Consider the following 24,127-nt stretch of genomic DNA (forward strand, 5'->3'; position numbering starts at 1 on the left):
CCGCGACGTGTGGGCCAGTGACTTTTCACACGGAAATCCATGTCGTTTATTCTGTTCATTGAGCAGGCCCTGAATGGTTTGCAGTTTGGGGTCATGCTGTTTTTGATGGCCGCTGGCCTGACGCTTGTTTTCGGCGTTATGGGGTTGATCAATCTGGCGCACGGCTCGCTTTATATGATCGGCGCTTTTGCTGCGGCGGCAGCTGCGGCGGCGACGGGATCATTCGTGTTGGCGTTGATTGCCAGCTTCGTATGCGCTGCGTTTGCTGGTGTCTTGATTGAATATTTTGTCATCAGACGTCTTTATGATCGTGACCACTTGGATCAAGTCTTGGCGACCTTCGGGCTTATCTTGATCTTCTCCGAGGGCACACGTTGGGTCTTTGGCTCATTTCCCTTGTTTCTTGATAAACCTGAGTGGCTCTCGGGCACGGTGATGCTGCCGTTAGGAATTGAATATTCGATCTACCGGCTGGCCATTATTGTTGTAGGCCTCATGATTGCGGCTGGTTTGTTTTGGATGATCGCGCGCACGCGTGTAGGTATCCGAATTAGGGCCGGTGAGAACGACCGCGAAATGATTGGTGCGCTCGGGGTTAATATCTCGCTTTTGTATACATTTGTTTTTGCCCTTGGCGCGGCACTTGCGGGACTGGCGGGTGCGCTGATTGGCGCGATCCAATCTGTCCAAGTCGGGATGGGTGAGCCGGTTTTGATACTAGCCTTTGTTGTGATTGTCATCGGTGGCATTGGCTCTATTCATGGTGCATTTATTGGCTCTGTCCTTGTCGGTATGACTGATACGCTTGGTCGGACAATGCTTCCTAGTCTATTTAGTCTGTTTTTGGAGCCGTCTGCAGCAACGTCTCTTGGGGCCTCTTTGTCCTCTATGCTGATTTATATTTTAATGATTGGCGTCCTTATTTTCAGGCCTAAAGGCCTGTTTGGGGGAGCATAGAATGCGGCGTGAGGCGATTTTCAATTACACTCTGCTGTTTGCGCTTTTGGCATTTCCGCTTTGGGCCTGGACGGCTGACGAGCCATTTCTAATCACCCTCACGACCCGCGCGATTATTTTTGCGATTGCCGGAGTAGGGCTTAATTTTGCGCTTGGCTTCGGGGGATTAGTAAGTCTGGGTCACGCGGCGTTTTTTGGACTTGGTGGGTATGTGATGGGCGTGCTGGCCTATCATGCGCAAACGTACACCGCGTTCGTAACGTGGCCGGTTGTCATTGAAGGCACCAATTCGATGCTAACGATCTGGCTTGTGGCAGTAGTTTTGTCAGCGGCCTTGGCTTTGGCCATTGGGGCATTATCGCTGCGTACCTCGGGCGTTTACTTTATCATGATCACTTTGGCATTTGCGCAAATGCTCTACTATTTTACGATCTCGTGGCCCAAGTATGGGGGCGAAGATGGCCTGTCGATTTATGTGCGTAACCAATTTTTCGGCCTGAACACCATGGACCCAATTCAGTTCTTCGCTGTGTGCTATGGAGTATTATTATTGGTTTTGCTGTTTGTGTTTCTTGTGTCGCGTTCGCCGTTTGGTTTGATGCTTGGGGCCGCGCGGCAGAACGAGGCGCGGGTGCAGGCAGTTGGCCAGACGCCGTTCCGCCTTTACCTCACTGCCTTTGCAGTGTCCGGCGCGATTACCGGCTTAGCAGGGGCAATGTTTGCTGATCTTAACCGTTTCGTCAGCCCGACGATGTTCTCGTGGCAGACCTCGGGCGAGGTTATGATCTTTGTTATCCTTGGCGGCGTTGGTCGCGTTTTTGGGCCGGTTGCCGGCGCAGTTTTGTTCATAATTCTTGAGCACTTGTTGGGCGGGCTCAGCGATTATTGGCATATCTACCTCGGTGCAATTTTGCTCGGCGTCGTGCTGTTTGCGCGCGGTGGGCTGTATGGGTTGATTGCAGGTAGGCAGGTTGCTCATGAGTAGTGCAGTTCTGCAAATTCGCGGCGTTAGCAAAAGCTTTGGCGCATTAGAGGCAAGCAAAAACATCACCCTTGACGTGCGGACGGGTGAAATTCATGCGCTTATCGGACCAAACGGCGCGGGTAAGTCGACTTTGATCCAGCAGATTGCGGGTGGTCTGCAGCCTGATCGTGGTCACATCCTGTTCATGGATCAGGACGTGACAACCCTTTCAACAGCCGCGCGCGCGCGAAAAGGCATGGCGCGAACATTTCAGATCTCGTCACTGGCAATGGAATATACGGTTCTGCAGAACGCTGTACTTGGCGCACTTGGTGCGCGCGGTGATGTGTACCGGTTCTTTCGACCGGTCATGAAGGATCAAAAACTGCTGTCTACAGCGCAAGAAATGCTCGCCCTTTTGGGGCTGGGTGATGTGCAGAACACCATCACATCTGAATTATCTCATGGCCAACGCCGCCAATTGGAGGTGGCTGTCGCACTGACGTCTTCGCCCAAGTTGTTCTTGATGGATGAACCGATGGCGGGCCTTGGTGCTGAGGCGTCAAAAAGGCTAATGACGTTCTTGGCAGAGTTGAAAAAACAGGCGCCGATCTTGTTGGTAGAGCATGATATGGACGCAGTTTTTGCGCTGGCAGATCGGATTAGTGTTCTTGTGTACGGAGAGATCATTGCTACGGGGACCGTAGAAGAAATCCGGTCTAACCCTGCTGTTCGTCTTGCGTACTTAGGAGAAGAGGCAGAAGAATGAGCCTTCTTGAACTGTCCAATGTATCGGCTTTTTATGGCGCCAGTCAGGCTTTGTTCGATGTGTCGTTGACCCTTGAGGAAGGCCAAGTGCTTGCAATGATGGGTCGCAATGGCATGGGTAAGTCGACGACCGTCAAAGTGGTTTGCCGGCTTCTGCAACACAAAGACGGTCAGGTTATTTTTGATGGGCAAAACGTCAAAAGTGCTCCTTCGCATAAGGTTGCGCAACTTGGTGTTGGCTTGGTGCCTGAGGGGAGACGTTGCTTTTCAAACCTGACGGTTTACGAAAATCTGGTTGTTGCTGCGCGGTCAGGAGAATGGAATTTTGCTTCTGTTTCGAAGCTCTTTCCTCGGTTGAGTGAGCGAAAAGATCAAAAGGCGTCGTCTCTTTCAGGCGGCGAGCAACAGATGCTTGCGATTGGCCGCGCACTGATGACCAACCCAAAACTTTTAATCCTAGACGAGGCGACCGAGGGCTTGGCCCCGGTGGTGCGTCAAGAAATCTGGCGCGCAATTGAGCGTCTTAAGTCGGATAGCTCAATGTCTATTCTTGTCATCGACAAATCCCTCAAGGAGCTGTCGCGCATCGCCGATACAGCGGTCATCCTTGAGAAGGGTAGATCGGTTTGGAGTGGCGACTTCACTCAACTAACGCCAGATGTGACCGATCCTTTCTTGGGTGTTTGAAAGACTGTAAGGTGCTGAGCTTTAGGCGTCTCTAAGGTTTGATATTTTCACAAATATTTTGTATTAGGTTACTTTTTTGTGCGGACTAGATCGCTTCGGTTGCTTGCAATTTATTTTCATGACGGCGGAGCGCGTGCGGTTGATCAAAATGTAATGTAATTATTGCAACCGGTTGCAAAAATAAATTGCTAGGCCTAAGGTTCATCACATCTGGATTCAACTTCGGCGAATGCGCACCGGTAATTATCAAATTTGTTCATGATTTACGCGCAGTTCTTTCGCCTTGTGACGATCCAAGATGAATCAATCGCCTCAAAAAGAGGCCTCGGCAATTTATGCGCGAACCGAGCGCGCTTCCTTGGGAGGAAAAAATGAAAAAGATATTATTGGCTACTGGACTTGTCGCCTTGATGGGCACTTCAGCGATGGCGCAACAAATTGGTGTTTCCATTGCGCGCTTTGATGACAATGGCCTGACCGTGATGCGTAATGGCATGACAAGTCACGCAGATACACTCGATGGTGTGAGCCTTCAGGTTGAAGATGCGACCGATGACGTTGCAAAGCAGCTTGACCAAATCAATAACTTCGTTGCGTCTGGTGTTGATGCGATCATCGTAAACGCGGTTGATACAAACGCGACCGAAGCGATGACCGCAGCTGCTGCGTCTGCTGGCGTGCCGCTGGTCTATGTAAACCGTCAACCGGTTAACATGGATACGCTGCCTGATGGCCAAGCGTTTGTTGCGTCCAACGAGATTGAATCTGGCACATTAAAAGCGTTCGAGGTTTGCAAAAACCTGCGCGCTGCAGGCAAATCTGGTGGAGCTACGGCGTACATTCTGATGGGTCAGCTTTCAAACCAAGCAGCGGTTCAGCGCACAAAGGACGTCGAAGACGTTCTGGGCATGGACATGTGTAACTTCATCACGGTCATCGACAAGCAGACCGCTGAATGGTCACGGGACAAAGCGCAGGATCTTATGACGAACTGGTTGTCATCCGGTGAGCCGTTTGACGCTGTGTTTGCCAACAACGATGAGATGGCAATTGGTGCGATCCAAGCGCTGAAGGCGAACGGTATTTCTATGGATGCAGTTCAAGTCGGCGGCGTTGACGCGACAGCAGACGCGCTTCAGGCGATGAAGGCTGGCGATCTTGACGTGACTGTATTCCAAGACCTTGCCGGTCAGGGTTCAGGATCAATTGATACTGCGCTGAAGCTTATCAACGGCGAAGCAGTCGACAAGACTGTATTTATCCCGTTCAAGCTGGTTACTCCTGATAACGTTGATGAGTTTATCGCAAACTGATCGAACAATAGACTTTAAGTGGGGCGGCATGTCTGCCCCACTTCTTCACAGAAGCTTCACAGACCACAAAGGAATTGATTGATGGCAGACAAGAGCCACGGGATCGGCGGATTGAGTTTTGATTCATCAAAGCGCCAATGGCCAAACGAGATAAACGTTTTCTTTGCCTTGATCCTTATTGTGGTCATTTTCGAAATTCTTGGCGCCATGGTTATGGGTCAAAGCTTCTTGTTTGATAGCAACGATCGCTTTGACAGCATTTTTAACGAGGCCCGTCTTCGCATCATTATCCTGCAGGTCGCCATTATCGGCATTATCGCTATTGGCGTGACACAGGTCATTATTACAGCAGGGATCGACCTTTCATCTGGTTCTGTTTTGGGTGCCACGGCCATGATCGTCATGAGCTTTGCGCAAGTTGCAGAAGTGAACGGCAACCCTAACCCGAAGGCCCTGTTCGGCCCGGCGTTCCTTGATTTGCCAGTAATTATTCCAATCCTTGTTGGTCTTGCCGTTGGCACGCTTGCGGGTGTTATTAATGGGACACTTGTTGCTTTCGCACGCATCCCACCATTTATCGTCACACTTGGAATGATGCTTTTTGCAAGAGGTGTGGCGCTGTGGTGGTCTGATGGGCGTCCCGTATCGTTTCCCACTGAAACCTACGGATTGATCGGCAAGGGGATGACCCCGGTATATATTTTCGTCGCCTTGGCCATCCTGTTCCATTTCATCATGAAGTACACGGTTTACGGGAAACACACCTATGCCATCGGCTCAAACGAAGACGCAGCGCGGATGTCTGGCATCAACGTCGCACGTCATCTTGTGCTAGTTTATGCAATCGCTGGAATGTTGGCTGGCTTGTCTGCAATCGTCATTACTTCGAAGAACCTCACCGCACAGTCGGGCATGGGCTTTACCTATGAATTGGAAGCCATTGCGATGGCGGTTATCGGTGGGGTCTCGTTGTTCGGTGGGCGCGGGTCTATCATTGGGACGGTAATTGGTGCGCTTATCATTGGGGTCATTACCTCTGGTTTCACATTCCTAAGGCTTGGTGCGTATTATCAAGAAATGACGCTTGGTTGTATTATCGTTGGGGCGGTGGCTCTGGATCAATGGCAGCAAAAACGCGCCGCTTCGCGGTCATAAGGGAAGGGAAAATCTTATGTCAGATATTATTCTAGAGACGAAAAACCTGACCAAGCACTACGGTGGTGTTCATGCACTTGATGGCGCTGACTTTGTCCTAAAGCGCGGTGAGCATGTTGCGATTATGGGCGACAACGGCGCAGGCAAGTCAACCTTCGTGCGGCAGATCACCGGCGTTGAACAGCGCACCCGTGGCACAGTCATTTTTGACGGTGAAGAAGTTAATTTCAGCGGTCCAATTGATGCGCGTGAAGCAGGCATTGAAACTGTATTTCAAACACTGGCGCTTGCTGATCACCTTGATGTTCCAGATAATTTGTTTCTTGGACGTGAGATATTTAAGTTTCGCCTCGGGCCATTTTCAATTCTGGATTATAAGGCCATGCGCAAAGCAACGCTCGCGGGTCTTGAAAAGACAGCGGTGAAAATCCCTAACATCAACAATACGATCCAGAACATGTCAGGCGGTCAACGCCAGTGTGTTGCTATCGCGCGCACAGCTACTTTTGCGTCTAAGTTGACGATCATGGACGAGCCGACTGCAGCCTTGGGGGTTCAAGAGACCGCGCAGGTTGAGAACATCATCCGCACATTGAAAGAGCAGGGCGAAAGCCTGATCCTTGTGTCTCATAATATGCGGCAAGTATTTGATTTGGTTGACCGTATCGTTGTTTTCCGGCGTGGTCGGATTGTGGCTAACCTCGATGTGAAAGACACCGATGGTCAGGACGTTGTGGCCTACATCACGGGTGCCAAAACCGGTGCCGAATTTGAAGGCGCGGCGTAAGCGGTGTTCAATCTAGGCGTCCCATTCTTTCTGCCCGTCTGGCGCCGTGTCTTGGTGGTTGTCATAGCTATCGCTTGGGGGCTTTTTGAGTTTGCAAATGGCCAGTTTTTCTGGGGTATTGTCTTTGTAGGCATGGGCAGTATAGCCACGTGGAAGTTTGGCCAGACCGATTGGTCCCAAGTGGCGGACGACGATAGGGGCAGTAAGTAGGGGGTCAGATCATGGCCGTAACGCTTAAGGATGTTGCAGAAAAAGCCGGCGTTTCGCGTTCGGCAGTGTCGCGCACTTTCACCGAAGGCGCGTCAGTTTCCAAGAAAACCCGTACCAAGGTTATGTCTGCAGCAGACTTGTTGGGCTATAGTCCAAACGCCCTAGCGTCGTCGCTTACAACTGGCAGAACAAAACTTATTGGGCTCATTTCCAATAACTTTCATAACCCAATTTTTCTAAGTGTATTTGACCAGTTCACCGCAGGATTGCAGGAGCGCGGTCTGCGGCCACTTTTGCTTAACCTTACCGATGAAATGGATACCGAGACATCGTTGCGCATGATGCGTACTTACTCGGTTGATGGGGTTATTGTTGCCTCTTCCACACTGCCGCCAAGTTTTTCAGAGGCCTTTTGCGATGCAGGTGTGCCTGTTGTGAATTCGTTTGGACGTCATTCGCTCTCGCCCAAAATTGATACGCTGGGAATTGATAACATTGAAGCGGGCCGCATGGCCGCGCGTGAGATGATCAAACGGGGCTATAAACGCTTGGGCTTTTTGGGCGGGCCTGAGCGGGCAACGTCTACGCAAGACCGTTTAAGTGGGTTCGCTCAAGAGGTAGCTGGCGCCGAAGGCGTGACTATGTCGCAAAGCTTCGCGACGCAGTATTCATTCGATGCTGGCCGCACAGAGATGGTTGCGCTTTTGAAGGATACACCGAAAGAGGCGTATTTCTGCGGGGACGATGTGCTGTCTATTGGCGCGCTTTCCGCAATTCAGTCAGCGGGCTTAAAAGTGCCTGATGATATTGGATTGATCGGATTGAACGACATGGAAATGGCTAGTTGGCAAAACATCAACCTGACGACAATTCACAACCCAATTAAGCAGATTATTCGTACGTCGATCGATGTTATTGAGGAAATGCTGATCGATGATACACGCAAACCACAAGCGCAGCTTTTTGATTGTCATGTGGTTGAGCGGGGCACGTTGCGCCCCGCCCCTTAACTTAGCGCATTGATGGCGGCCTTGCATCCAACCATTTGCCATCATCTTTGCCTGATTGTGCCACAGCAAACACAGCGGCCATAGACCGCAAGCCGTCTTCTGCACGAGGATAAAGATTGGCTGCGGGGTCCATAACGCGGCTTTCTTTACGGGCGGAAATTGCCTCGGCCAGATCAGTATAGATATTTGCAAAAGCAAGAGGCATGCCCTCAGCGTGCCCAATAGTAACGCGGGTTGCACGATCTGCCTCGGGGGACAGGTTCGCCTCACCGCGTTCAATGATCTGAAGCCGCTCATTCAGTGGCATATAGAAGAGTTGGTTCGGCTGTTCTTGGCTCCAACGCAGGCCGCCAGTTTCGCCGAATACTTGGATGCCAAGGCCGTGCTGGCGACCAATCGCGATAGACGATGTCCAAAGCCTACCAACAGCACCGCCGTCCATGCGGAAGTTCACCATCGCATCGTCTTCAAGGGTCCGAACGTCGATGCATGACACGGTATCGGCGCTCAACTTGGTCACTTCTTGACCTGTTACAAACGACGCCATGTGCAATGCGTGGATACCGCAGTCCGCAAACTGAGCGGACACGCCAGCTTGCGCTGGGTCATAACGCCAGCGGACGCGGGGATTGTCGGCATCTGTTGCGTCAGCATGGTGCCCATGTGCAAACTCGGCGTTCACAAGCCGGACCTTTCCGATATCCCCACGGGCGATCATCGCGCGCATGTGGCGGACTAGTGAGTAACCAGAATAGCCGTAGTTCACCGCACAGATGTTGCCGGTCTTCTTGGCGATCTCTACAATCTCCTCACCCTCTTCGATGGTCATAGTCATCGGCTTTTCGCACAACACGTTGAAGCCGTTCTCAAGGAAGGATTTGGTGATTTCGAAGTGTGTAGCATTGGGTGTTGCAACGGTCACAAGATCAACGCGGTCATCACGTTTCTTTTCACCTTCGAGCATATCTTGCCAACTGCCGTAAGCGCGGTCGCCAAGTCCAAGGCGTTTGCCATAATCGATACCCTCGTCTGGGCGGTGATCGAGCGCGCCTGCGCTAAATTCAAACAGCCCGTCAAGTCCTGCGCCCAAGCGGTGTGCTGGTCCGATCTGACTACCTTCGCCGCCGCCGATCATGCCCCATTTTAGCTTTGTCATATTATGCTCCCTCAAAGCCGATAGATTGCAGATACCGCCGGTTTAGTTTGGCATCATCTATGGGTGAAGTATCGCCAGTGGGGTCGCAATCCTGCTCCACCGTGCACCAGCCATCAAAGTTATTGTCGACCAAGATTTTGCGAACAGCTGGGAAGTCCACGTCACCATCGCCCAAGTTACAGAAAATACCATCGCCGCAGGCAGTGTAGAAATTTGTACGGTTGGCCACGACCTGCGCTTTGACCTTAGGATCGATGTCTTTGAAATGCATGTAGCTGATCCGGGAGATGTACTTCTGCATGAATGCTACTGGATCGAAACCGGCATATGAGTGGTGCCCTGTATCAAAACAGATTTTCAGAATGTTCTCATCAACCTCACTCAGGAGGCGCTCAAGCTCTGGCTCAAAATCCATAAAGCCTGCCGCATGGGCATGGATGCCCACAGTAAGGCCAAACTCTTCGGCCCCAATCTTTGCAACTTCAGCGATCCTATCACGAAATGCAGTCCATTCAGCTTTGTCCATTTGCTCCGCTTCATCCGCGCGACCGGCGGTAGGTGCGCGACGCTCGGAGATGCTATCGATCAAAACCAAATGCTGTGCGCCGTGGGCAGTCAGGGCCTTGCACGTCCGGCGTGCTGCATCGAGAACTTCACCCCATTTACTGGCATCGTGGAACGGGCGGAAAACAACGCCACCGACGAGCTCCTGGTTAAACTCAGCCAAAGCTTCGCCAAGAACCGCAGGGTCCTCTGGCATAAACCCAACTGGGCCAAGCTCGATACCAGTGTATCCGGCTTCAGAATTCTCTTGCAGCACTTTGCGCCATGCAGGGTTGCGCGGATCATCTGCAAATTCCACGCCCCAACTGCATGGGGCATTCCCGATTTTGATCATGTTGATCTACCTTTTTCTTAGTAATCTTTGACATCGACCCACGCGCGTTTGTCGTGTGAATCAAGTGCTGCTTTGACGACGCGGTTCACCTCCATACCTTCTTCGAAAGTGGGCCAGATATTTTGGTTTTGGTGAATGGCGCGCAAAAAGTCGTTTGCTTCGATGATGATCTGATCCTGATAGCCCGTGCCGTGCCCGGGACCCTGACAGAAGGGCAAGTAATCAGGATGCGCAGGGCCGGCTAGAATTTTGCGAAAACCGCGCTCGGCTTCTGGACCTTCGCTGGTGTAAAGCCACAATGCGTTTTGGTCTTCTTGATCAAAGCGGATCGCACCCAAGGTACCGTGGATTTCGTATGCATAGCCCATCTTGCGCCCTGTTGCGATGCGGCTGAAAAATAGATGCCCTTGCGCACCGTTTTCGAACTTACACATCATTTGTGCCTGATCGTCGTTTGTGACGGGCACGCCGCCACGTGTAGCGTGAACGGTCTCAACGTTAGCAATTAGTGAGCTGATCGGCCCAATAAGACCCCGCGCGGCGTTGATCATATGCGGTGCTAGATCACCCATAGTACCGTTGGCCATCCCTTCGGTCCGCCATGTGCCGGGTGCGGTAGCATCTGCCAGGAAGTCTTCTGTATGTTCGCCCCGAAAATATGTGACGTCCCCGATACGCCCCTCAGCAACAAGTTGGCGGGCATATTGTGATGCGGGGGTTCGGATATAATTGAAGCCGACCATGTTGATGGCGCTTGCCTCTTTTGCTGCCGCAACCATTTCGCGACTTTCTTCGAGCGATGCGCCCAAAGGCTTTTCGCAAAAGACGGGTTTGCCGGCTTGGAATGCGGCAATCGCTATGTCTTTGTGCGTTACTTGCGGCGATGCGATCACCACTGCATCAACATTAGGGTCGTTTACTAGTGTCCGCCAATCAGATGTTGCGCGGTTAAATCCAAATGAGGCGCGGTACCGTTCAGCCGATGTATCAGTAGAAGCGCACACCATTTCAAGAACGGGTCTCAGTGCGGTGTCAAATAGCCCGCCGACGGCTGCAAAAGCCACTGCGTGTGCTTTGCCCATATAGCCACCACCGATAATTCCAATCCTGATATTTGTCATTTTAGTGGTCTCCTGAAAAAGCCATTGCAACCGGTTGCAAAATGGCTATCTTGGTTTTGGGTCGCTGGTCAACAGCAATGTTGTGCGCAGTAGAAAACTTACATCCTCTGGAGGGCGATTTGGGACAATCTACCGATACAGTAACACTTACCACGGCACAGGCGATTGTCCGCTATCTTGCTGCGCAGTTCATTGAGATTGATGGCAAAAAAACGCGCGTTTGTGGTGGTGGGTTTGGCATCTTTGGGCATGGTAATGTGACGTGCTTGGGTGAAGCGCTTTATGATCATCAAGACGAGCTACCCCTTTACCGCGGTCAAAATGAGCAGGGTATGGGGTTTGCTGCAGCGGCATATGCCAAGACCCATTTACGTCGCCGTTTCATGTTCTGCACAGCATCAGCTGGGCCCGGTACGTCAAACTTGCTGACATCTGCCGCATTGGCGCATGCAAACCGTCTGCCTATGCTGCTGTTGTGTGGCGATGCTTTTCTGACGCGTTTGCCCGACCCCGTTTTGCAGCAGCTTGAGCATTACGGAAATCCCACGTTTGGTGTGAATGATGCGTTCAAGGCTGTTTCGCGTTTTTGGGATCGGATCACGCATCCCGCACAGATTATTCAGTCACTGCCGGCTGCTTTGAACACTATGCTCGACCCCGCAGATTGTGGCCCCGCATTCATCGGTCTACCGCAAGATGTGCAAGGCTGGACGTATGACTATCCTCTTTCGTTCTTTGAGCCTCGGGTGCATCGCATCCGGCGCCAAAAAGCAGATGCTGACGAGATTGCCGATGCTGCTCGTTTGCTTAGCACCGCGCGTCAGCCAATGCTCATCGCAGGCGGTGGTGTGCAATATTCTGGCGCTGTCGCGGAACTTACTCGCTTTGCCGAAGCTCATAACATTCCCGTTGTTGAGACCATTGCTGGCCGCGCAAATTTACTGAATGGCCACCCGCTAAACATTGGTCCTTTGGGGGTGACGGGTTCAAATTCCGCCAATGCAATTGCGGAGAAGGCAGACGTTATTGTGGCCGTTGGGACGCGGTTACAAGACTTCACAACAGGCTCTTGGACGGCGTTTTCACCTGATGCAAAGATTATCGGGATGAACGCAGCGCGGCACGACGCGGCCAAACATATGTCGATGACTGTAGTCGGCGACGCAAAACTGGCCTTGGATGATTTGTCCGGTGCGCTGGATGGTTTCAGCGCCCCTTCTTCTTGGTCTGATTTTGCGAAAGCAGAGCGTGCAAAGTGGAACACGTACGTTGCCGAAAACACGCGGATCGGGAATGGTCCTGCGTCTTACGCCCAAGCCATTGGCGTCATCAATGATAATTGCAGCCCACGTGACCGGATCGTTGCAGCGGCAGGTGGCTTGCCGGCTGAGGTCACAGCAAATTGGAAAACGCTCGATATCGGTACTGTTGATGTTGAGTTTGGTTTTTCGTGTATGGGATATGAAATCGCCGGTGGGTGGGGTGCGCGTATTGCCCAATCCGAAAACGAACCTGACAGCGACACAATCGTATTTACGGGTGACGGCTCATACCTGTTGATGAATTCTGATATCTATTCATCGGTGCTGACGGATAAAAAACTGATCATTATGGTTTTGGATAACGGCGGTTTTGCGGTGATCAACAAACTTCAGAATAACACTGGCAACGAAAGCTTTAACAACCTGATCAGTGATACACCGACAGCGAAAAACCAAGTTGGTGTCGATTTTGAAGCCCATGCAAAGTCGATGGGTGCATTGGCTGAAACAGTGTCTAATCCTGCTGAACTTGCTGCTGCATTTGCGCGCGCTAAGGCTGCAGATCAGACTTATGTTATTTCTATGAAGGTGGATGCCTACGATGGTTGGACTACCGAAGGGCACATATGGTGGGAGGTCGGCACGCCGCATGTAACGCAAAATGCCAGCGTGCGTGGGGCCCATCTTGAAACTGAAGCGGGCCGTAGTCGCCAAAGAAAGGGCTTCTAATGGATGTGATTGAGGGCATCAAAGGCAACAACTTTGTTGTGATCGGCCGCGCAGGAATGGATCTTTATCCAGACCCGCCCGGGACGGCGACCGAAGATGCGCAAGCCATGACTGTCGCTTTGGGAGGCAGTTCGGCCAATATTGCAGCTGGCATCTGCAAGTTGGGAGGTAGGGCGTCTCTGGTTACGCGCGTTTCTGATGACAGCATCGGTCGCTACTGCGTGAAGCAGCTGCAGACTTACGGTGTTGGGACAGAGTATGTAACGCCGGTTGGTGGTGAGTTCCGGAACTCATTGGCTGTCTATGAAAGTAGAGTCGAGGGGCACCAGTCGGTGATCTATCGAAACGGCGCCGCTGATTTTGAGATGTCCGAGGCTGATGTAGAGGCCGTTGACTTCACTAAGTTCAGCGCCCTGATTACCGCGGGAACGGTCTTTGCCGCGGAGCCGTCTCGAAGCGCCACATTTAAAGCCTTTGAAATGGCGCGCGCAGAAGGCATCCCAGTTATTTTCGATGTCGATTATCGACCCTATTCATGGCCTTCGGCTCAAGTTGCGTCCGATGTTCTATCCAAAGCCGCCGCGATGAGTGATGTAATTGTCGGCAACGATGAAGAGTTTGGGTTTATGGCTGGCTCTATCGAAAAGGGCCTTGGCAAAGCACGTGCGTTAGCCGCCGATAGCGCTCAAATCGTTGTTTACAAAATGGGTGCGCAGGGCGCTGTGACTTTTGCAGGTAAGGAAGAGATTACGACCGGTATTTACCCTGTTGACGCGTTGAAGCCAACGGGTGCCGGAGACAGCTTCATGGCGGGTTTCCTAACTTCAATTGCGAACGGTCATTCGCTTCATACCTCAATCATGCGGGGCTCTGCTTGCGCGTCAATTACAGTGTCTAAACCCGGATGCGCGCCCGCTATGGCGGACAGTGATACGCTTGAAAAATTCCTCGCTTCTCACCCGGGCCCTACACCCGTGGGTTCAAATTAAAGGATCGCCCTAATGCATATTGCTCCATTTGATAACGCGAATAAACCAATCGTCGATGTAGGTGATCCGTTGGTCCCGTTGAATTATTTCAACATCGTAAAGCTAAAAAAAGGGCAGGCGTTTGAATATTCGGTCCCGGGCTATGAGACTTGTATCGTTCCGGCCACCGGTACAGTTGATGTAGATATCGAAGGGTTCAAAGCGGATAGCCTTGGAAAGCGCACCGAAGATGTTTGGGACGGAGAGCCAGAGGGTGTCTACGTGCCAACGGCAGCCAAGGCGACAATGGTGTGCACCACTGATGAAGCCGAAGTTTTTGTGGCTGGCGCCAAGTATGACAAGGTGCTTGAGGCATTTACGGTCCGCGAAGCGGAGTTGGACTTTGTTCAGTACGGAAGTGACGAGACCAAAACCCACCGCAAAATCAAACACATTCTTGGCACAAAATACCATGATAAGGTGGGGCGTCTGCTTGTGTCCGAGTTGTTTACCGTCGGTGCGGGCGGGTGGTCAGGCTTCCCAAGTCATAAGCATGATACGGACCGTCTGCCCCAAGAAACGCGGCACGATGAAACTTATAACTTCCGGTTTAAGCCAAATCACGGTTCAGGCGTTCAGATGCTTCAGCGTGAAGATGGTAAATCGGGGGATGCGTACCATCTTGTTGATGGCTCCACGGTGATGATTGACAAAGGCTACCACCCCTGTGCCGTTTTGCCTGGATACGAAATGTATTACTTCACTATCCTTGGTGGGCTTACACAGCGCAGTCTCGTGCAGTACTTCCAGCCATCCCATGCGGATCAGTTAGAGACTATTCCAGGCATTAAAGACATGATTGCGAAGTTCAAATGACACTCGCAACCTTGGCAGACGTTCTGGGTCCCGCCAAGTCAGGTGGGTACGCTGTTGCTGGTCTGGTGACTTTGGGTTGGGAAGATATGCGTGCGTTCGTCGCTGCGGCTGAGGCTGAGAATTGCCCTGTTATTTTACAAGCAGGCCCCGGGTGCCGTGCGCACACGCCGCTTCCGATTTTGGGTAAGATGTTTCGCTATTTAGCTGAGGGTTCTTCTGTGCCCGTGGTGGCGCATCTTGACCATGGATACACCAAAGACGAATGCGAGCTTGCGATTGATAGCGGCTTTACGTCGGTGATGTTCGATGGCTCGAAGCTGGCGCTTGCCGATAACATTGCTCAAACCGCCGAGATCGTAGAGTTGGCGCACCGGGCAGGTGTCTCATGTGAGGGTGAAATTGGGTTTGTTGGCTATGCAAATGGCGCAAATTCCGCTGGAACAGACCCTATGGAGGCGGAACAGTTTGCCCGTGAGACAGGTGTCGATGCCATGGCGATATCTGTTGGTAACGTGCACCTTCAGCAAGACAAAGAGGGTGGGCTTGATGAGGCGCGGATAGCGCAAATTCAGCAGCTTACAGATGTTCCATTGGTCATTCATGGCGGTTCGGGTGTTCCGGTGGCGCAGCGCAAAAAGTTGGCTCGCGAGACAAACATTTGTAAGTATAACATCGGAACCGAGTTGCGTATGGCGTTCGGGACCGCGATGCGCGATGCAGTAGATTCCGATCCAAACCGGTTCGACCGTGTCGAAATTCTTAAAGAAACACATGATCCGATGGTTGCCGCCGCACGGCAGGTTTTGTCGGCGTTGAAGGGGTAAAATATGATAAATATTGGTCTTTTGGGTGCTGGCCGCATTGGCGTTGTGCATGGCCGAACGCTTCGTGGGATGAGCACAGCACGAGCCGCGGCCGTGTCAGATTTTATTCCCGCGGCTGCCGAAGCGCTGGCAAAAGAGACAGGCGCCCAAGTGATGAGTAGCGATGAAATTATTGCTGACCCTTCTATTGATGCAGTTGTGATTGGTACGCCAACGACGACTCATTATGACCTGATCCATCAAGCTGCCGCCGCCGGTAAGGCCATCTTTTGTGAAAAGCCCGTGGATTTGTCGGTAGACCGGATCAAGGAATGCCTGGCTGCTGTTGAGAAAGCAGATGTGCCCTTCATGACGGCGTTTAACAGGCGTTTCGACCCTAACTTTGCACAATTACGCTCTCAGCTGCAGGATCAGGTGATTGGAAACGTAGAGTTGGTGACAATTTTGTCTCGTGACCCTGCGCCCCCGCCCATTGGCTACATCAAGACGTCAGGCGGTATCTTCAGGGATATGATGATCCATGATTTAGATATGGCGCGGTTCTTGTTGGGAGAAGAGCCTGTCGAATTGCACGCATCCGGATCTTGTTTAGTAGACCCTGAAATTGGTGCGGCGGGTGACTTTGATACTGCTGTGGTTACGCTTAAAACGGCGAGTGGTAAGCTTTGTCAGATCAGTAACTCGCGCCGCGCGAGCTATGGCTATGATCAGCGGATCGAAGTGCACGGTGAAAAAGGTATGCTGCGCGCTGATAATCAACTTGAGACGACTGTAGAATTGGCCACCGGTGACGGTTTCTGCCGCGCCCCAACTGAGGCGTTCTTCCTTGAACGCTACGCAGCCGCTTACCGTGCAGAGATGGAGCATTTCGTATCTGTTTTGGTTGATGGTGCGGAAATGACACCCACTGGTCTTGACGGCTTGAAAGCCCAAATGATGGCTGATGCCGCAGACGCGTCTGCGCGGGATGGACAACCACGTCAGCTAAGCTGGTAACTTAATGGTTAGTTGACGCTTGCCCTTGGGGTCGCTCTAGGCTCTGATCGAATGCAGAGCACGGAGTCTCAAAATGCCTGATCCAACCTTGCGCGCCGCCGATGTGTTGGCGCGCCGTCTTTATCTTGCTGGATGCCGCTATGCGTTTGGCATCCCGGGCGGCGAGGTTCTCACCCTTGTTGATGCCTTGGAAAACGCTGGGATTACTTTCGTGTTGGCGCGTCATGAAAACGCAGCAGGCTTCATGGCTGAGGGGACGTATCACCGGACAGGTGCACCCGGTATTCTGGTTTCAACAGTCGGTCCCGGTGCGCTTAACGGGGTGAATGTGGTTGAGAATGCCCGCCAAGATCGTGTGCCGATGATTGTTCTAACGGGTTGTGTGGATGCGGACATGGCACATACTTACACCCACCAAGTTCTGGATCAGCCTGCAGTTTTCAGTGCGATTACCAAGGACTCATTCACGCTTAGCGCGGCTTCTGCCCACGTAATTGCAGATAAAGCAGTCTCAATGTGTATGGAGGGGCAACAGGGCCCCGTCCACATCGACGTACCTATTTCTGTTGCGGATCAAGATGCCTCGGGAGAGGGTGAGTTGCGACCACCCGCGATGCCTGTTGTGCCGTCTGATGTTGCGTTGCTTCGCGAAATATTGTCATGCGCTAAGCGGCCTCTCATTGTCGCCGGTGTTGATGCAGTGGCGCAAGATGCTGGTGCTGAAATTACCGCAATAGCAGAGCGGCTCGGCGCGCCGATAATTACTACTTACAAGGCCAAAGGCGTTGTACCTGAAAGCCATAAACTCGCTATGGGCGGTGCCGGCCTATCACCTCTTGCGGACGAGATTTTATTGCCTTTGGTCGCAGAGGCCGATGTTATTTTGTGTCTTGGGTATGATCCGATCGAAATGCGGGCTGGTTGGCAAAACCCATGGGATTTGTCGCATCAAACTGTGATCGACGTCACCGCTGTGCCCAATCACCACTATATGCATCACGCCAGTTATAATGTGGTGGGGAGTTGTCGTGAGACAGCGTCTGAATTGATCCCTGCGTATTCTGAAGCAAACTGGCCGGATGGGCGTTTGGCGCAGGTGAAGGCCGATTTAGCTAACGTTTTTGCGCCTGAACCCGAGTGGGGTCCAGCGGCCGCGATTGCCACGTGCCAGCGTGTGTTGCCGACTGATACATTGGCCTCAGCCGACAGTGGCGCCCACAGGATTCTGCTGTCGCAAATGTGGCAGTGTGAGTTTCCGCGTGCGTTAGTTCAGTCGTCAGGACTGTGTACGATGGGCTGTGCGGTGCCTTTGGCAATGGGCCAAAGCATTGTTGAACCTGATAGAACTGTCGTGTCATTTTCGGGCGATGCTGGCTTTTTGATGGTGGCCGGTGAATTGGCAACTGCAGCTGGCCTTGGACTAAAAACTATTTTTGTTGTCTTTGTTGATGCCAGCCTTGCGTTGATTGAATTGAAACAGCGAGGCCGACAGATGAAGAATTGTGGTGTCGATTTTGGCAGATCAGACTTTGCAGCGATTGCCCGCGCGTTTGGCGGGGCTGGCCATTGTGTCCGCAGTACTAACGAATTGACCGAGGCGTTGAACACAGCGCAAATGGCTGACACATTCACGGTCATAGCAGTAGAGATTGAGAAAGGCGCCTATGATGGCCGTATCTGAACCAAAAGGTGCATTAGACGGCCTTGTCGTTCTCGATTTAACTCGCATTTTGGCAGGTCCAACGGCGACCCAACTTTTGGGTGATTTGGGCGCGACCGTTATCAAGATCGAAAACCCGAAAACCAATGGTGATGATACCCGCGCATGGGGGCCGCCCTACGCGCAAACAACAGACGGTGAGCAAGATCTTAGTGCCTATTTCATGGCTGCCAATCGCAACAAATATTCTGTAGCTGCGGATCTGAGTAGCCCAGAGGGGCAGCAACTTATAACGGCAATTGCATCGCAGGCGGACGTTGTGATCGAGAACTATAAACCTGGCGGCCTTGAGAAATATGGCCTCGATTTTGCGACACTGACAAAGCGCCATCCACGCCTTGTGTATTGCTCGATTTCGGGCTTCGGGCAGACTGGTCCAAACCGCGATCAGCCGGGCTATGATCTGATGGCGCAGGGCTATGGCGGGATAATGTCACTGACAGGTGAACCCGATGGTACACCGATGAAAGTTGGAGTTGGTATTACTGATGTGATGTGCGGGATGTATGCGACTATTGGTGTTTTGGCGGCATTGCGACACCGCGATGCAACAGGCGAAGGACAGCATATCGATTTGTCGTTGGTAGACAGTCAGATGGCATGGCTGATCAATGAGGGGACTAACTTTTTGGCCTCTGGTGATCTGCCTAAACGTCGCGGTAACGCGCACCCAAATATTGTTCCTTACGACGTTTTTCCGTGCGCAGATGGCCATGTGATTTTGGCTGTTGGAAATGATGGGCAGTTTGGGCGGTTTTGCTCTGCTGTTGGTTTGGATGAATTAAGCGGTGATGCGCGTTTTGTGACGAATTCGCTGCGCATTGAAAATCGTATCGCGCTGACGGCTGCAATTCAGGCGCGTTTTCAGGCCCTAACTATGGACGATATCCTTTCGCGGCTGCGCGAGGTAAAAGTGCCGGCAGGGCCTATTCATACTGTCGGCCAAGCCCTTTCGACGGATCAGGCAAATGCGCGCGGTGCTGTGGTGGCTATGACCCACGAAGACACGGCCCAAGGCGAAGTCCGACTTCTTGGCAATCCACTAAAATTTTCCAAGACACCTGTAACATATCGTCGTCCACCTCCGCGGTTTGGCCAAGATACAGACCAGATTGAGCGTAGGTTTGGCCAAAATCCCCCCAAAGAGCCGCACTCCCCTGATTAATGGACGATACAAATCACGCTTTCGTAATGTCGCGTGTACGTGAAGTGTGTGTGATGCCTTAGCCCGTTACGACCAAAGTCATACAAGTAGTGACCCCACGGGACGTAACGATGACCTATGATATCTGCCAATGCCAAGTGACCCTGACTGATGCACAAGCCGTTAGGGACTGGAATGGCCTGATCAAAGCATTCTTGTCCCATGGCACTACGGCGCCAAAACACCTGAAGGCTGTGCTAACGGCAGAACCCGATTTTGCTATGGGGCATGCTGTCCGTGGGCTCTTTTCCATGATGATGGGACGGCGCGAGATCACTGAAGTCGGGCATCAGGCAAATACCACGGCGCAGGAAAAGTTGCGCTTGGGCGGGGCCAATCGCCGCGAAACTTTGTGGTGCGAGGCGTTAGATATTTGGGTTTCTGGCAGCGCAATTGGTGCAATTTCAACGCTTGAAAAGGCACTTGTGTTAAGTCCGGCTGATACGTTCACAATGAAGGTTATCCACGCAATTCGGTTTATTGTGAGAGAAGTTTAGCAGAGAGTTTTGAGCAAACGCCCGAGACTTTGATTGATTACGCCCTGCGGGACCGCCGATGGTGTCAGGGAAATCTACAGCATTTGCGCATCCTGATGGCACGGGATTTCCATCCAGTGTCGCGGTTTCATTTGCTGCAAGGTGCAGTTGCGTTTTTGCTCTCTCCGGCGTGGTTTGCGTTGATCCTTATCTGGTCGTTCATTCCACAAATGCCGATCGGCCAGGTAGAGTATTTTAGCTTGTCTAACCCGCTGCAACCCATGTGGCCTATGGTTAGTGAAATTAGCGGGTTTGCGTTTTTGGCGATTATTTACGCGATGTTGCTGTTTCCAAAGTTTTTGGGAGTTCTGGTCTGTGGGATGAGGCCAGAAATTCGCGCAAGCTATGGCGGCTTGATGCAGTTCTGGGCAACGGCGTTGTTCGAGGTGATCTGTTCAATCCTTTTTGCACCTGTCTTAATGGTGCAGCAAACACTCTCTGTTTTTCGTGCCTTGCTTGGTAGATCGAATGAATGGTCCCCGCAGCGGCGGAATGCTATTGGCTACACATGGTCTGAGATGTTTCGCTTTCACTGGATCGAAACGTTGGTGGGGTTGTTGATGACCACCGGCATTATTTTGGGTGGGTTGTCACTTTGGCTGCTCCCCATCGCGCTCAGCTTACTTGGGGCCGTTATATTGTCCAAACTAAGCGGAGTAAAAGTCGCGGGGCGGGGCCTCAGACCGCTGCGCTTGGATAGCCCCAACTCGCTAATTGAGCCTGAAGTTGTTCGGCTCGCTGGGTCTCAAAGAGTGGCCATCAAAGCTTCTTTGCTGTCTGACGTGCCTCAGGTTGTTGCAGCTGAGTAATCCCGGGTGTTTGCGGTTTCGCGTTCGGCTTTATGTCCATGGATTTGGTCAAAAGCTCCCCGAGTTGGCAGCGAAATACCCTTTGTTCAGTCCACCGTTGGGGCGTTAGATGTATAACTTGGAATTGTACGTTTAGAGGCGCGTTTGGGTTCAAGATCATTCCAATTACTGTTCGCCAAACTAATGTTTTGCGTAATGTCTTCTTCCCAAAATGAGACAACATTTTCGGTGATATTGAGGTGCAGTTTGCCATCCACAATACGCCATAAATTGGGGTTTGCTGGCACCTTGCCGCCCGTGGCCACCCCGTAGGCGCAATGCCCATCAAATTGTGGGATATACTTTGCGGGGTTAGCCAAAAATGCATCACGGTTGGCTGCGTTAGAGAATGCGAAAGTCGCACCATTATAGTCGGCTGTGATCTCTATTTTGCCTGCAACCGCTTTGGGTTGCGGTGCTCCGACTGCTGATTGCTCAAGTCCGAAATACGCTAAAACGTCATGCCCGGAGACAGCAAAACTCGTTTCATCAATATACTGGGGCCCTGCAAAAGCGGTGGATGAGCTAAGCGCGGCGGCTGCGAATAGAATAAATTTTTTCATGAGACACTTACCTAAGATTACTAATCGCACTGATGCAGAAAACAGTCTCGTTGAATAGAGAGGCTCTCTGGTTCGTGATCCTTACAGCGCATTTGTGATCATCATTTAGCTACAAATTTAGGTGTTAAGCCCTCGGTAAGCTGTATCGCTTAAGAGATGCCTTGGGTGAAAGAAAAGGTGGTGAGTATGGCTGCGCAAAACATGGCGCCGGTCATCATCAAACGTAAAAAGGTTATCAGTGGTGGTGGTCACCATGGCGGCGCTTGGAAAGTTGCCATGTGCCACTCTCTCGTTTGCGCCGCATTTTACACGGCGAGTTATGCCGGGTCGCCCCAACGTGTCAGCCTTCTGGACCAAATGGCTGTCATCAAACCATGCCACCCCATCATGAGATGCATCGCCAGAATGGTGCGAGATTTGCTAACGAGTGCTTAATTCCATATCTCTTTATCTATCTGATTTTACGTAAATTTTATTATCTATTCTGAGGTGCCGTAAATGAGGCGCCAATAGTCCGTGTCGTTCCTTTTGGCCCGTATACTGTTGAACCTGAACTCGCTTTTCGAAGTTGTGAAACGCGCCTTATCGCCATTTCAATCCCGCGCTGTGAAGCCTTGAGGATGCGTGCGTTTGACATGCTGCTTTCTCTGATTTGCGCTAATAATTTTGGATTTTCTGTCTGATTGTTTAGTCGCTCAATGAGCGCAGTCTTGATGGGAATAATCTCATCAAGCTCTGCAAAGTTGTGGCTCAACAAAGCACGGCGTTCGGTTTCGAACGCATCGTATAGATCCTGCAATACTGGCTTCATTTTTGCTGTGCCTCACTCTTTTTCAGACTGTTAAAAACCTGTTCGGCCAATCCAATTCCGCCTGACCGAGCCATGGCGTTTGCTTGCTCCTTTATGAGGAGTGACTGGAATTGGTCTTCGCCTCCACCGCCGCCAAATGCCTCTGATGTTTTCCCCAAGCCGGCTGATTTTAGCATCTCAGACAAAAAGCTGGCCTCAAGATCGACGGCGGCCTGCCAAAGTGGATCATCTAATTTGGGGGGCGCACTATTCATACGTGACGCGCTAGATGAAATTTCCATCAACATACCTTTCAAATTGTCAGAACTTTCACCTTGTTTGATCGACAATCGTAAAGATGTCGTAACCATTTAGCGTTTATCTGCAGTGGTTCAGAACGAACTTCTAAGGGCAAGAAATGCACACACAGCTTCATTCCGTACTACCGACGGCCTCAGGTGACCTAATGAAAAAAGCATCAGCTTTGCCGATGGGCGAAGCGCGGTTTGAGTTTGGCAGCCTGCTCGAGGTTGAAGCTGATGCTGATATGCCAGAGCTGGATGGGAATGAGCCTGCCTTTCCGGAGGCGGTGGGTTTGGATGCGCTTTTGACGCCAGCCTCGGCCCAATTAGAGATGGGTTTGGTAGGCACAAGTCAGATAGTGGTTTCTGGTGTAGAAATAAGTCCTTCTGACATTTCAATGATAGAAACAGAAGCGAGTTCGCATAGAAGCGTTGGCGTGCAGCCAGAGGTAGTCGTCGGCGATGACGCGGCTGTAACGATCAAGAGTGATGTGGCAATCAAGAGTGATGTGGCAATTGCAATTCCGCCGCCCGAAGCTTTGCGATTCGCAGTAGGCGTGGGAGGGGTTATTGCTGACGTGCCCAAGAATAGTAGTCCGGTCACTGACTTGGCCTTAGTTCCATTAGCCGCGCAGCAATCACCTCTGAACGCAGCAACGCAACAACAGTTGGTCCAAGCTGAATCTGGTTCGTTGGATCAGACTCAGTCTGTTGAGTGGGCTTTACAGCCTTCAAAGCCTGTGAAGCAGGGTGAAATACAAAAACAGTATACTTCGGAAAATCCAATAAATGTTGAAGCTGTTCGGAGCACTGAAGGTGCCGACCTTAAAGCAAGTGAAGAAGTAGGTAGCCTGACGCCCAAATCAGAGCAAATTGAAGCGATGAAGCAGGAAACACACCAAACACCATCTTCGCCAGCTAACTTGCCTTCAAACGCGCCTTCACTCTTGGCTTCCGTAGTTACTGAAGCACAAAGTATGGCACCTCAGTTTGCTGATGAATTCGCAGAATTTGCGCCCGCAGCCATTAGCGCCTCAACGCTGTCGCCTGTCGATGCAAAACAGATTTTACCGGCCGCGACACCTCAAAACCTGCCGTTGAATATTGCACGACAGATCAGCGAAGCGACGCGCAATGCGTCGGATGGAACCACTGAGATAACGCTCAACCCTGCGGAATTGGGGCGTGTGCGTATGTCATTTTCACCAACTGAAGCGGGCATGATGGTCGTGCTTTCAGTTGAGCGCCCCGAGGTGTTGGAGCTGATGAAACGTCACATCGAAGATCTGAGCCAAGAGTTTCAGAGCGCTGGATTTGGCATGGCTAGCTTTGATTTTTCAGGGGGCGGGTCAGACACGCCGAATGAACGTGGCGGCAGCGGCTCTCGCATTCACAGTACTGATGCTGCGTCCGAGGTGGATGTCCCCGTTAGGCCAAGTTTGCTTCGAACTTCACAATTAGACATTAGATTATAGGTGCCCAT

General features: G+C 51.7%; 24 protein-coding genes and 1 pseudogene. 19 read left to right on the forward strand and 6 right to left on the reverse strand.

The annotated features are described in order from the left end of the window. The first annotated feature begins 39 nt into the window (after positions 1–39). The 8 genes from NeNHUV3_RS08180 to NeNHUV3_RS08215 all read left to right on the forward strand — a co-directional run bounded on the left by NeNHUV3_RS08180 (position 40) and on the right by NeNHUV3_RS08215 (position 7,851). Entirely contained in the window at positions 40–957 is a 918-nt protein-coding gene (locus NeNHUV3_RS08180; protein ID WP_391480839.1) for a branched-chain amino acid ABC transporter permease, read from the forward strand. Between the two features lies 1 nt (position 958). Continuing rightward, positions 959–1,942, forward strand: a complete 984-nt coding sequence (locus tag NeNHUV3_RS08185; protein WP_391480840.1) for a branched-chain amino acid ABC transporter permease — start codon at positions 959–961, stop codon at positions 1,940–1,942. Then, on the forward strand, positions 1,935–2,690 hold the full coding sequence (locus tag NeNHUV3_RS08190) for an ABC transporter ATP-binding protein (RefSeq protein ID WP_391480841.1): 756 nt from the start codon (positions 1,935–1,937) through the stop codon (positions 2,688–2,690). The genes NeNHUV3_RS08185 and NeNHUV3_RS08190 overlap by 8 nt, the downstream gene beginning before the upstream one ends. After that, positions 2,687–3,376, forward strand: coding sequence for an ABC transporter ATP-binding protein (locus NeNHUV3_RS08195; RefSeq protein ID WP_391480842.1), 690 nt, complete (start codon positions 2,687–2,689; stop codon positions 3,374–3,376). The genes NeNHUV3_RS08190 and NeNHUV3_RS08195 overlap by 4 nt, the downstream gene beginning before the upstream one ends. Before the next feature lie 371 nt (positions 3,377–3,747). Next, the gene (locus NeNHUV3_RS08200; protein WP_391480843.1) at positions 3,748–4,689 is read left to right on the forward strand and encodes a substrate-binding domain-containing protein; all 942 of its coding nucleotides are present in this window, start codon (positions 3,748–3,750) and stop codon (positions 4,687–4,689) included. Positions 4,690–4,770: 81 nt separating this feature from the next. Beyond that, a complete protein-coding gene (locus tag NeNHUV3_RS08205) occupies positions 4,771–5,844 on the forward strand; it encodes an ABC transporter permease (protein WP_391480844.1) in 1,074 nt (357 codons plus the stop codon). A gap of 16 nt (positions 5,845–5,860) precedes the next feature. Further along, positions 5,861–6,631: an ATP-binding cassette domain-containing protein gene (locus NeNHUV3_RS08210; protein ID WP_391480845.1), complete on the forward strand. Its 771-nt coding sequence runs from the start codon at positions 5,861–5,863 to the stop codon at positions 6,629–6,631. A gap of 221 nt (positions 6,632–6,852) precedes the next feature. After that, on the forward strand, positions 6,853–7,851 hold the full coding sequence (locus NeNHUV3_RS08215; protein ID WP_391480846.1) for a LacI family DNA-binding transcriptional regulator: 999 nt from the start codon (positions 6,853–6,855) through the stop codon (positions 7,849–7,851). A 1-nt stretch (position 7,852) separates the two neighbouring features. Here the strand turns inward: NeNHUV3_RS08215 and NeNHUV3_RS08220 are convergent, their stop codons facing one another. Genes NeNHUV3_RS08220 through NeNHUV3_RS08230 form a run of 3 tightly spaced genes read right to left on the reverse strand, consistent with a single transcriptional unit; the run spans position 7,853 to position 11,026 of the window. Further along, positions 7,853–9,007 (reverse strand): Gfo/Idh/MocA family protein, encoded by a 1,155-nt coding sequence (locus NeNHUV3_RS08220; protein WP_391480847.1) that lies wholly within the window; start codon positions 9,005–9,007, stop codon positions 7,853–7,855. Between the two features lies 1 nt (position 9,008). After that, a complete protein-coding gene (locus NeNHUV3_RS08225; protein ID WP_391480848.1) occupies positions 9,009–9,905 on the reverse strand; it encodes a TIM barrel protein in 897 nt (298 codons plus the stop codon). Between the two features lie 17 nt (positions 9,906–9,922). Then, positions 9,923–11,026, reverse strand: coding sequence for a Gfo/Idh/MocA family protein (locus NeNHUV3_RS08230; RefSeq protein ID WP_391480849.1), 1,104 nt, complete (start codon positions 11,024–11,026; stop codon positions 9,923–9,925). A 77-nt stretch (positions 11,027–11,103) separates the two neighbouring features. Between NeNHUV3_RS08230 and iolD the strand changes: the two genes are divergently transcribed. The 9 genes from iolD to NeNHUV3_RS08275 all read left to right on the forward strand — a co-directional run bounded on the left by iolD (position 11,104) and on the right by NeNHUV3_RS08275 (position 20,950). Beyond that, positions 11,104–13,017, forward strand: coding sequence for a 3D-(3,5/4)-trihydroxycyclohexane-1,2-dione acylhydrolase (decyclizing) (gene iolD, locus NeNHUV3_RS08235; RefSeq protein WP_391483218.1), 1,914 nt, complete (start codon positions 11,104–11,106; stop codon positions 13,015–13,017). Beyond that, entirely contained in the window at positions 13,017–14,006 is a 990-nt protein-coding gene (gene iolC / locus NeNHUV3_RS08240; protein ID WP_391480850.1) for a 5-dehydro-2-deoxygluconokinase, read from the forward strand. Before iolD ends, iolC begins: the two co-directional genes overlap by 1 nt. A gap of 12 nt (positions 14,007–14,018) precedes the next feature. Beyond that, positions 14,019–14,861, forward strand: a complete 843-nt coding sequence (locus NeNHUV3_RS08245; protein ID WP_391480851.1) for a 5-deoxy-glucuronate isomerase — start codon at positions 14,019–14,021, stop codon at positions 14,859–14,861. Continuing rightward, positions 14,858–15,685 carry a class II fructose-bisphosphate aldolase gene (locus tag NeNHUV3_RS08250; RefSeq protein ID WP_391480852.1) on the forward strand — a complete coding sequence of 276 codons (828 nt, stop codon included), beginning with the start codon at positions 14,858–14,860 and terminating at the stop codon, positions 15,683–15,685. Before NeNHUV3_RS08245 ends, NeNHUV3_RS08250 begins: the two co-directional genes overlap by 4 nt. Before the next feature lie 3 nt (positions 15,686–15,688). Then, entirely contained in the window at positions 15,689–16,681 is a 993-nt protein-coding gene (gene iolG, locus NeNHUV3_RS08255) for an inositol 2-dehydrogenase (RefSeq protein ID WP_391480853.1), read from the forward strand. A 73-nt stretch (positions 16,682–16,754) separates the two neighbouring features. Next, complete coding sequence (locus NeNHUV3_RS08260) at positions 16,755–18,362, forward strand: thiamine pyrophosphate-binding protein (protein WP_391480854.1); 1,608 nt, start codon at positions 16,755–16,757, stop codon at positions 18,360–18,362. Further along, complete coding sequence (locus NeNHUV3_RS08265) at positions 18,346–19,566, forward strand: CaiB/BaiF CoA transferase family protein (protein WP_391480855.1); 1,221 nt, start codon at positions 18,346–18,348, stop codon at positions 19,564–19,566. Before NeNHUV3_RS08260 ends, NeNHUV3_RS08265 begins: the two co-directional genes overlap by 17 nt. Before the next feature lie 110 nt (positions 19,567–19,676). Next, positions 19,677–20,102 (forward strand): hypothetical protein, encoded by a 426-nt coding sequence (locus NeNHUV3_RS08270; protein ID WP_391480856.1) that lies wholly within the window; start codon positions 19,677–19,679, stop codon positions 20,100–20,102. A gap of 95 nt (positions 20,103–20,197) precedes the next feature. Continuing rightward, positions 20,198–20,950 (forward strand): hypothetical protein, encoded by a 753-nt coding sequence (locus NeNHUV3_RS08275; RefSeq protein ID WP_391480857.1) that lies wholly within the window; start codon positions 20,198–20,200, stop codon positions 20,948–20,950. An 86-nt stretch (positions 20,951–21,036) separates the two neighbouring features. Here NeNHUV3_RS08275 and NeNHUV3_RS08280 read toward each other — a convergent pair whose 3' ends face one another. After that, positions 21,037–21,552: a YHS domain-containing (seleno)protein gene (locus NeNHUV3_RS08280; RefSeq protein ID WP_391480858.1), complete on the reverse strand. Its 516-nt coding sequence runs from the start codon at positions 21,550–21,552 to the stop codon at positions 21,037–21,039. Positions 21,553–21,738: 186 nt separating this feature from the next. On the opposite strand from NeNHUV3_RS08280, the pseudogene NeNHUV3_RS08285 reads away from it, so the two are divergent. Next, a pseudogene (locus NeNHUV3_RS08285) lies at positions 21,739–21,828 on the forward strand (chemotaxis protein MotB); the annotation flags it as partial. Between the two features lie 199 nt (positions 21,829–22,027). Here the strand turns inward: NeNHUV3_RS08285 and NeNHUV3_RS08290 are convergent. Then, positions 22,028–22,363, reverse strand: a complete 336-nt coding sequence (locus NeNHUV3_RS08290) for a hypothetical protein (protein ID WP_391480859.1) — start codon at positions 22,361–22,363, stop codon at positions 22,028–22,030. Beyond that, complete coding sequence (locus tag NeNHUV3_RS08295; protein WP_391483220.1) at positions 22,360–22,644, reverse strand: rod-binding protein; 285 nt, start codon at positions 22,642–22,644, stop codon at positions 22,360–22,362. Before NeNHUV3_RS08295 ends, NeNHUV3_RS08290 begins: the two co-directional genes overlap by 4 nt. A gap of 164 nt (positions 22,645–22,808) precedes the next feature. Here NeNHUV3_RS08295 and NeNHUV3_RS08300 point away from each other — a divergent pair, with 164 nt between their 5' ends. Further along, on the forward strand, positions 22,809–24,119 hold the full coding sequence (locus NeNHUV3_RS08300) for a flagellar hook-length control protein FliK (RefSeq protein ID WP_391480860.1): 1,311 nt from the start codon (positions 22,809–22,811) through the stop codon (positions 24,117–24,119). The last annotated feature ends 8 nt before the right edge of the window (positions 24,120–24,127 follow it).

Source organism: Nereida sp. NH-UV-3 (genome assembly GCF_042939535.1).
Lineage (GTDB): Bacteria > Pseudomonadota > Alphaproteobacteria > Rhodobacterales > Rhodobacteraceae > Nereida > Nereida ignava.

Bases quoted from the DNA above. Each gene is read 5' to 3' on its own strand.
- NeNHUV3_RS08180 (WP_391480839.1), top strand. From the start codon at position 40: ATGTCGTTTATTCTGTTCATTGAGCAGGCCCTGAATGGTTTGCAGTTT.
- NeNHUV3_RS08185 (WP_391480840.1), top strand. From the start codon at position 959: ATGCGGCGTGAGGCGATTTTCAATTACACTCTGCTGTTTGCGCTTTTG.
- NeNHUV3_RS08190 (WP_391480841.1), top strand. From the start codon at position 1,935: ATGAGTAGTGCAGTTCTGCAAATTCGCGGCGTTAGCAAAAGCTTTGGC.
- NeNHUV3_RS08195 (WP_391480842.1), top strand. From the start codon at position 2,687: ATGAGCCTTCTTGAACTGTCCAATGTATCGGCTTTTTATGGCGCCAGT.
- NeNHUV3_RS08200 (WP_391480843.1), top strand. From the start codon at position 3,748: ATGAAAAAGATATTATTGGCTACTGGACTTGTCGCCTTGATGGGCACT.
- NeNHUV3_RS08205 (WP_391480844.1), top strand. From the start codon at position 4,771: ATGGCAGACAAGAGCCACGGGATCGGCGGATTGAGTTTTGATTCATCA.
- NeNHUV3_RS08210 (WP_391480845.1), top strand. From the start codon at position 5,861: ATGTCAGATATTATTCTAGAGACGAAAAACCTGACCAAGCACTACGGT.
- NeNHUV3_RS08215 (WP_391480846.1), top strand. From the start codon at position 6,853: ATGGCCGTAACGCTTAAGGATGTTGCAGAAAAAGCCGGCGTTTCGCGT.
- NeNHUV3_RS08220 (WP_391480847.1), bottom strand. From the start codon at position 9,007: ATGACAAAGCTAAAATGGGGCATGATCGGCGGCGGCGAAGGTAGTCAG.
- NeNHUV3_RS08225 (WP_391480848.1), bottom strand. From the start codon at position 9,905: ATGATCAAAATCGGGAATGCCCCATGCAGTTGGGGCGTGGAATTTGCA.
- NeNHUV3_RS08230 (WP_391480849.1), bottom strand. From the start codon at position 11,026: ATGACAAATATCAGGATTGGAATTATCGGTGGTGGCTATATGGGCAAA.
- iolD (WP_391483218.1), top strand. From the start codon at position 11,104: ATGTTGTGCGCAGTAGAAAACTTACATCCTCTGGAGGGCGATTTGGGA.
- iolC (WP_391480850.1), top strand. From the start codon at position 13,017: ATGGATGTGATTGAGGGCATCAAAGGCAACAACTTTGTTGTGATCGGC.
- NeNHUV3_RS08245 (WP_391480851.1), top strand. From the start codon at position 14,019: ATGCATATTGCTCCATTTGATAACGCGAATAAACCAATCGTCGATGTA.
- NeNHUV3_RS08250 (WP_391480852.1), top strand. From the start codon at position 14,858: ATGACACTCGCAACCTTGGCAGACGTTCTGGGTCCCGCCAAGTCAGGT.
- iolG (WP_391480853.1), top strand. From the start codon at position 15,689: ATGATAAATATTGGTCTTTTGGGTGCTGGCCGCATTGGCGTTGTGCAT.
- NeNHUV3_RS08260 (WP_391480854.1), top strand. From the start codon at position 16,755: ATGCCTGATCCAACCTTGCGCGCCGCCGATGTGTTGGCGCGCCGTCTT.
- NeNHUV3_RS08265 (WP_391480855.1), top strand. From the start codon at position 18,346: ATGATGGCCGTATCTGAACCAAAAGGTGCATTAGACGGCCTTGTCGTT.
- NeNHUV3_RS08270 (WP_391480856.1), top strand. From the start codon at position 19,677: ATGACCTATGATATCTGCCAATGCCAAGTGACCCTGACTGATGCACAA.
- NeNHUV3_RS08275 (WP_391480857.1), top strand. From the start codon at position 20,198: ATGGCACGGGATTTCCATCCAGTGTCGCGGTTTCATTTGCTGCAAGGT.
- NeNHUV3_RS08280 (WP_391480858.1), bottom strand. From the start codon at position 21,552: ATGAAAAAATTTATTCTATTCGCAGCCGCCGCGCTTAGCTCATCCACC.
- NeNHUV3_RS08290 (WP_391480859.1), bottom strand. From the start codon at position 22,363: ATGAAGCCAGTATTGCAGGATCTATACGATGCGTTCGAAACCGAACGC.
- NeNHUV3_RS08295 (WP_391483220.1), bottom strand. From the start codon at position 22,644: ATGGAAATTTCATCTAGCGCGTCACGTATGAATAGTGCGCCCCCCAAA.
- NeNHUV3_RS08300 (WP_391480860.1), top strand. From the start codon at position 22,809: ATGAAAAAAGCATCAGCTTTGCCGATGGGCGAAGCGCGGTTTGAGTTT.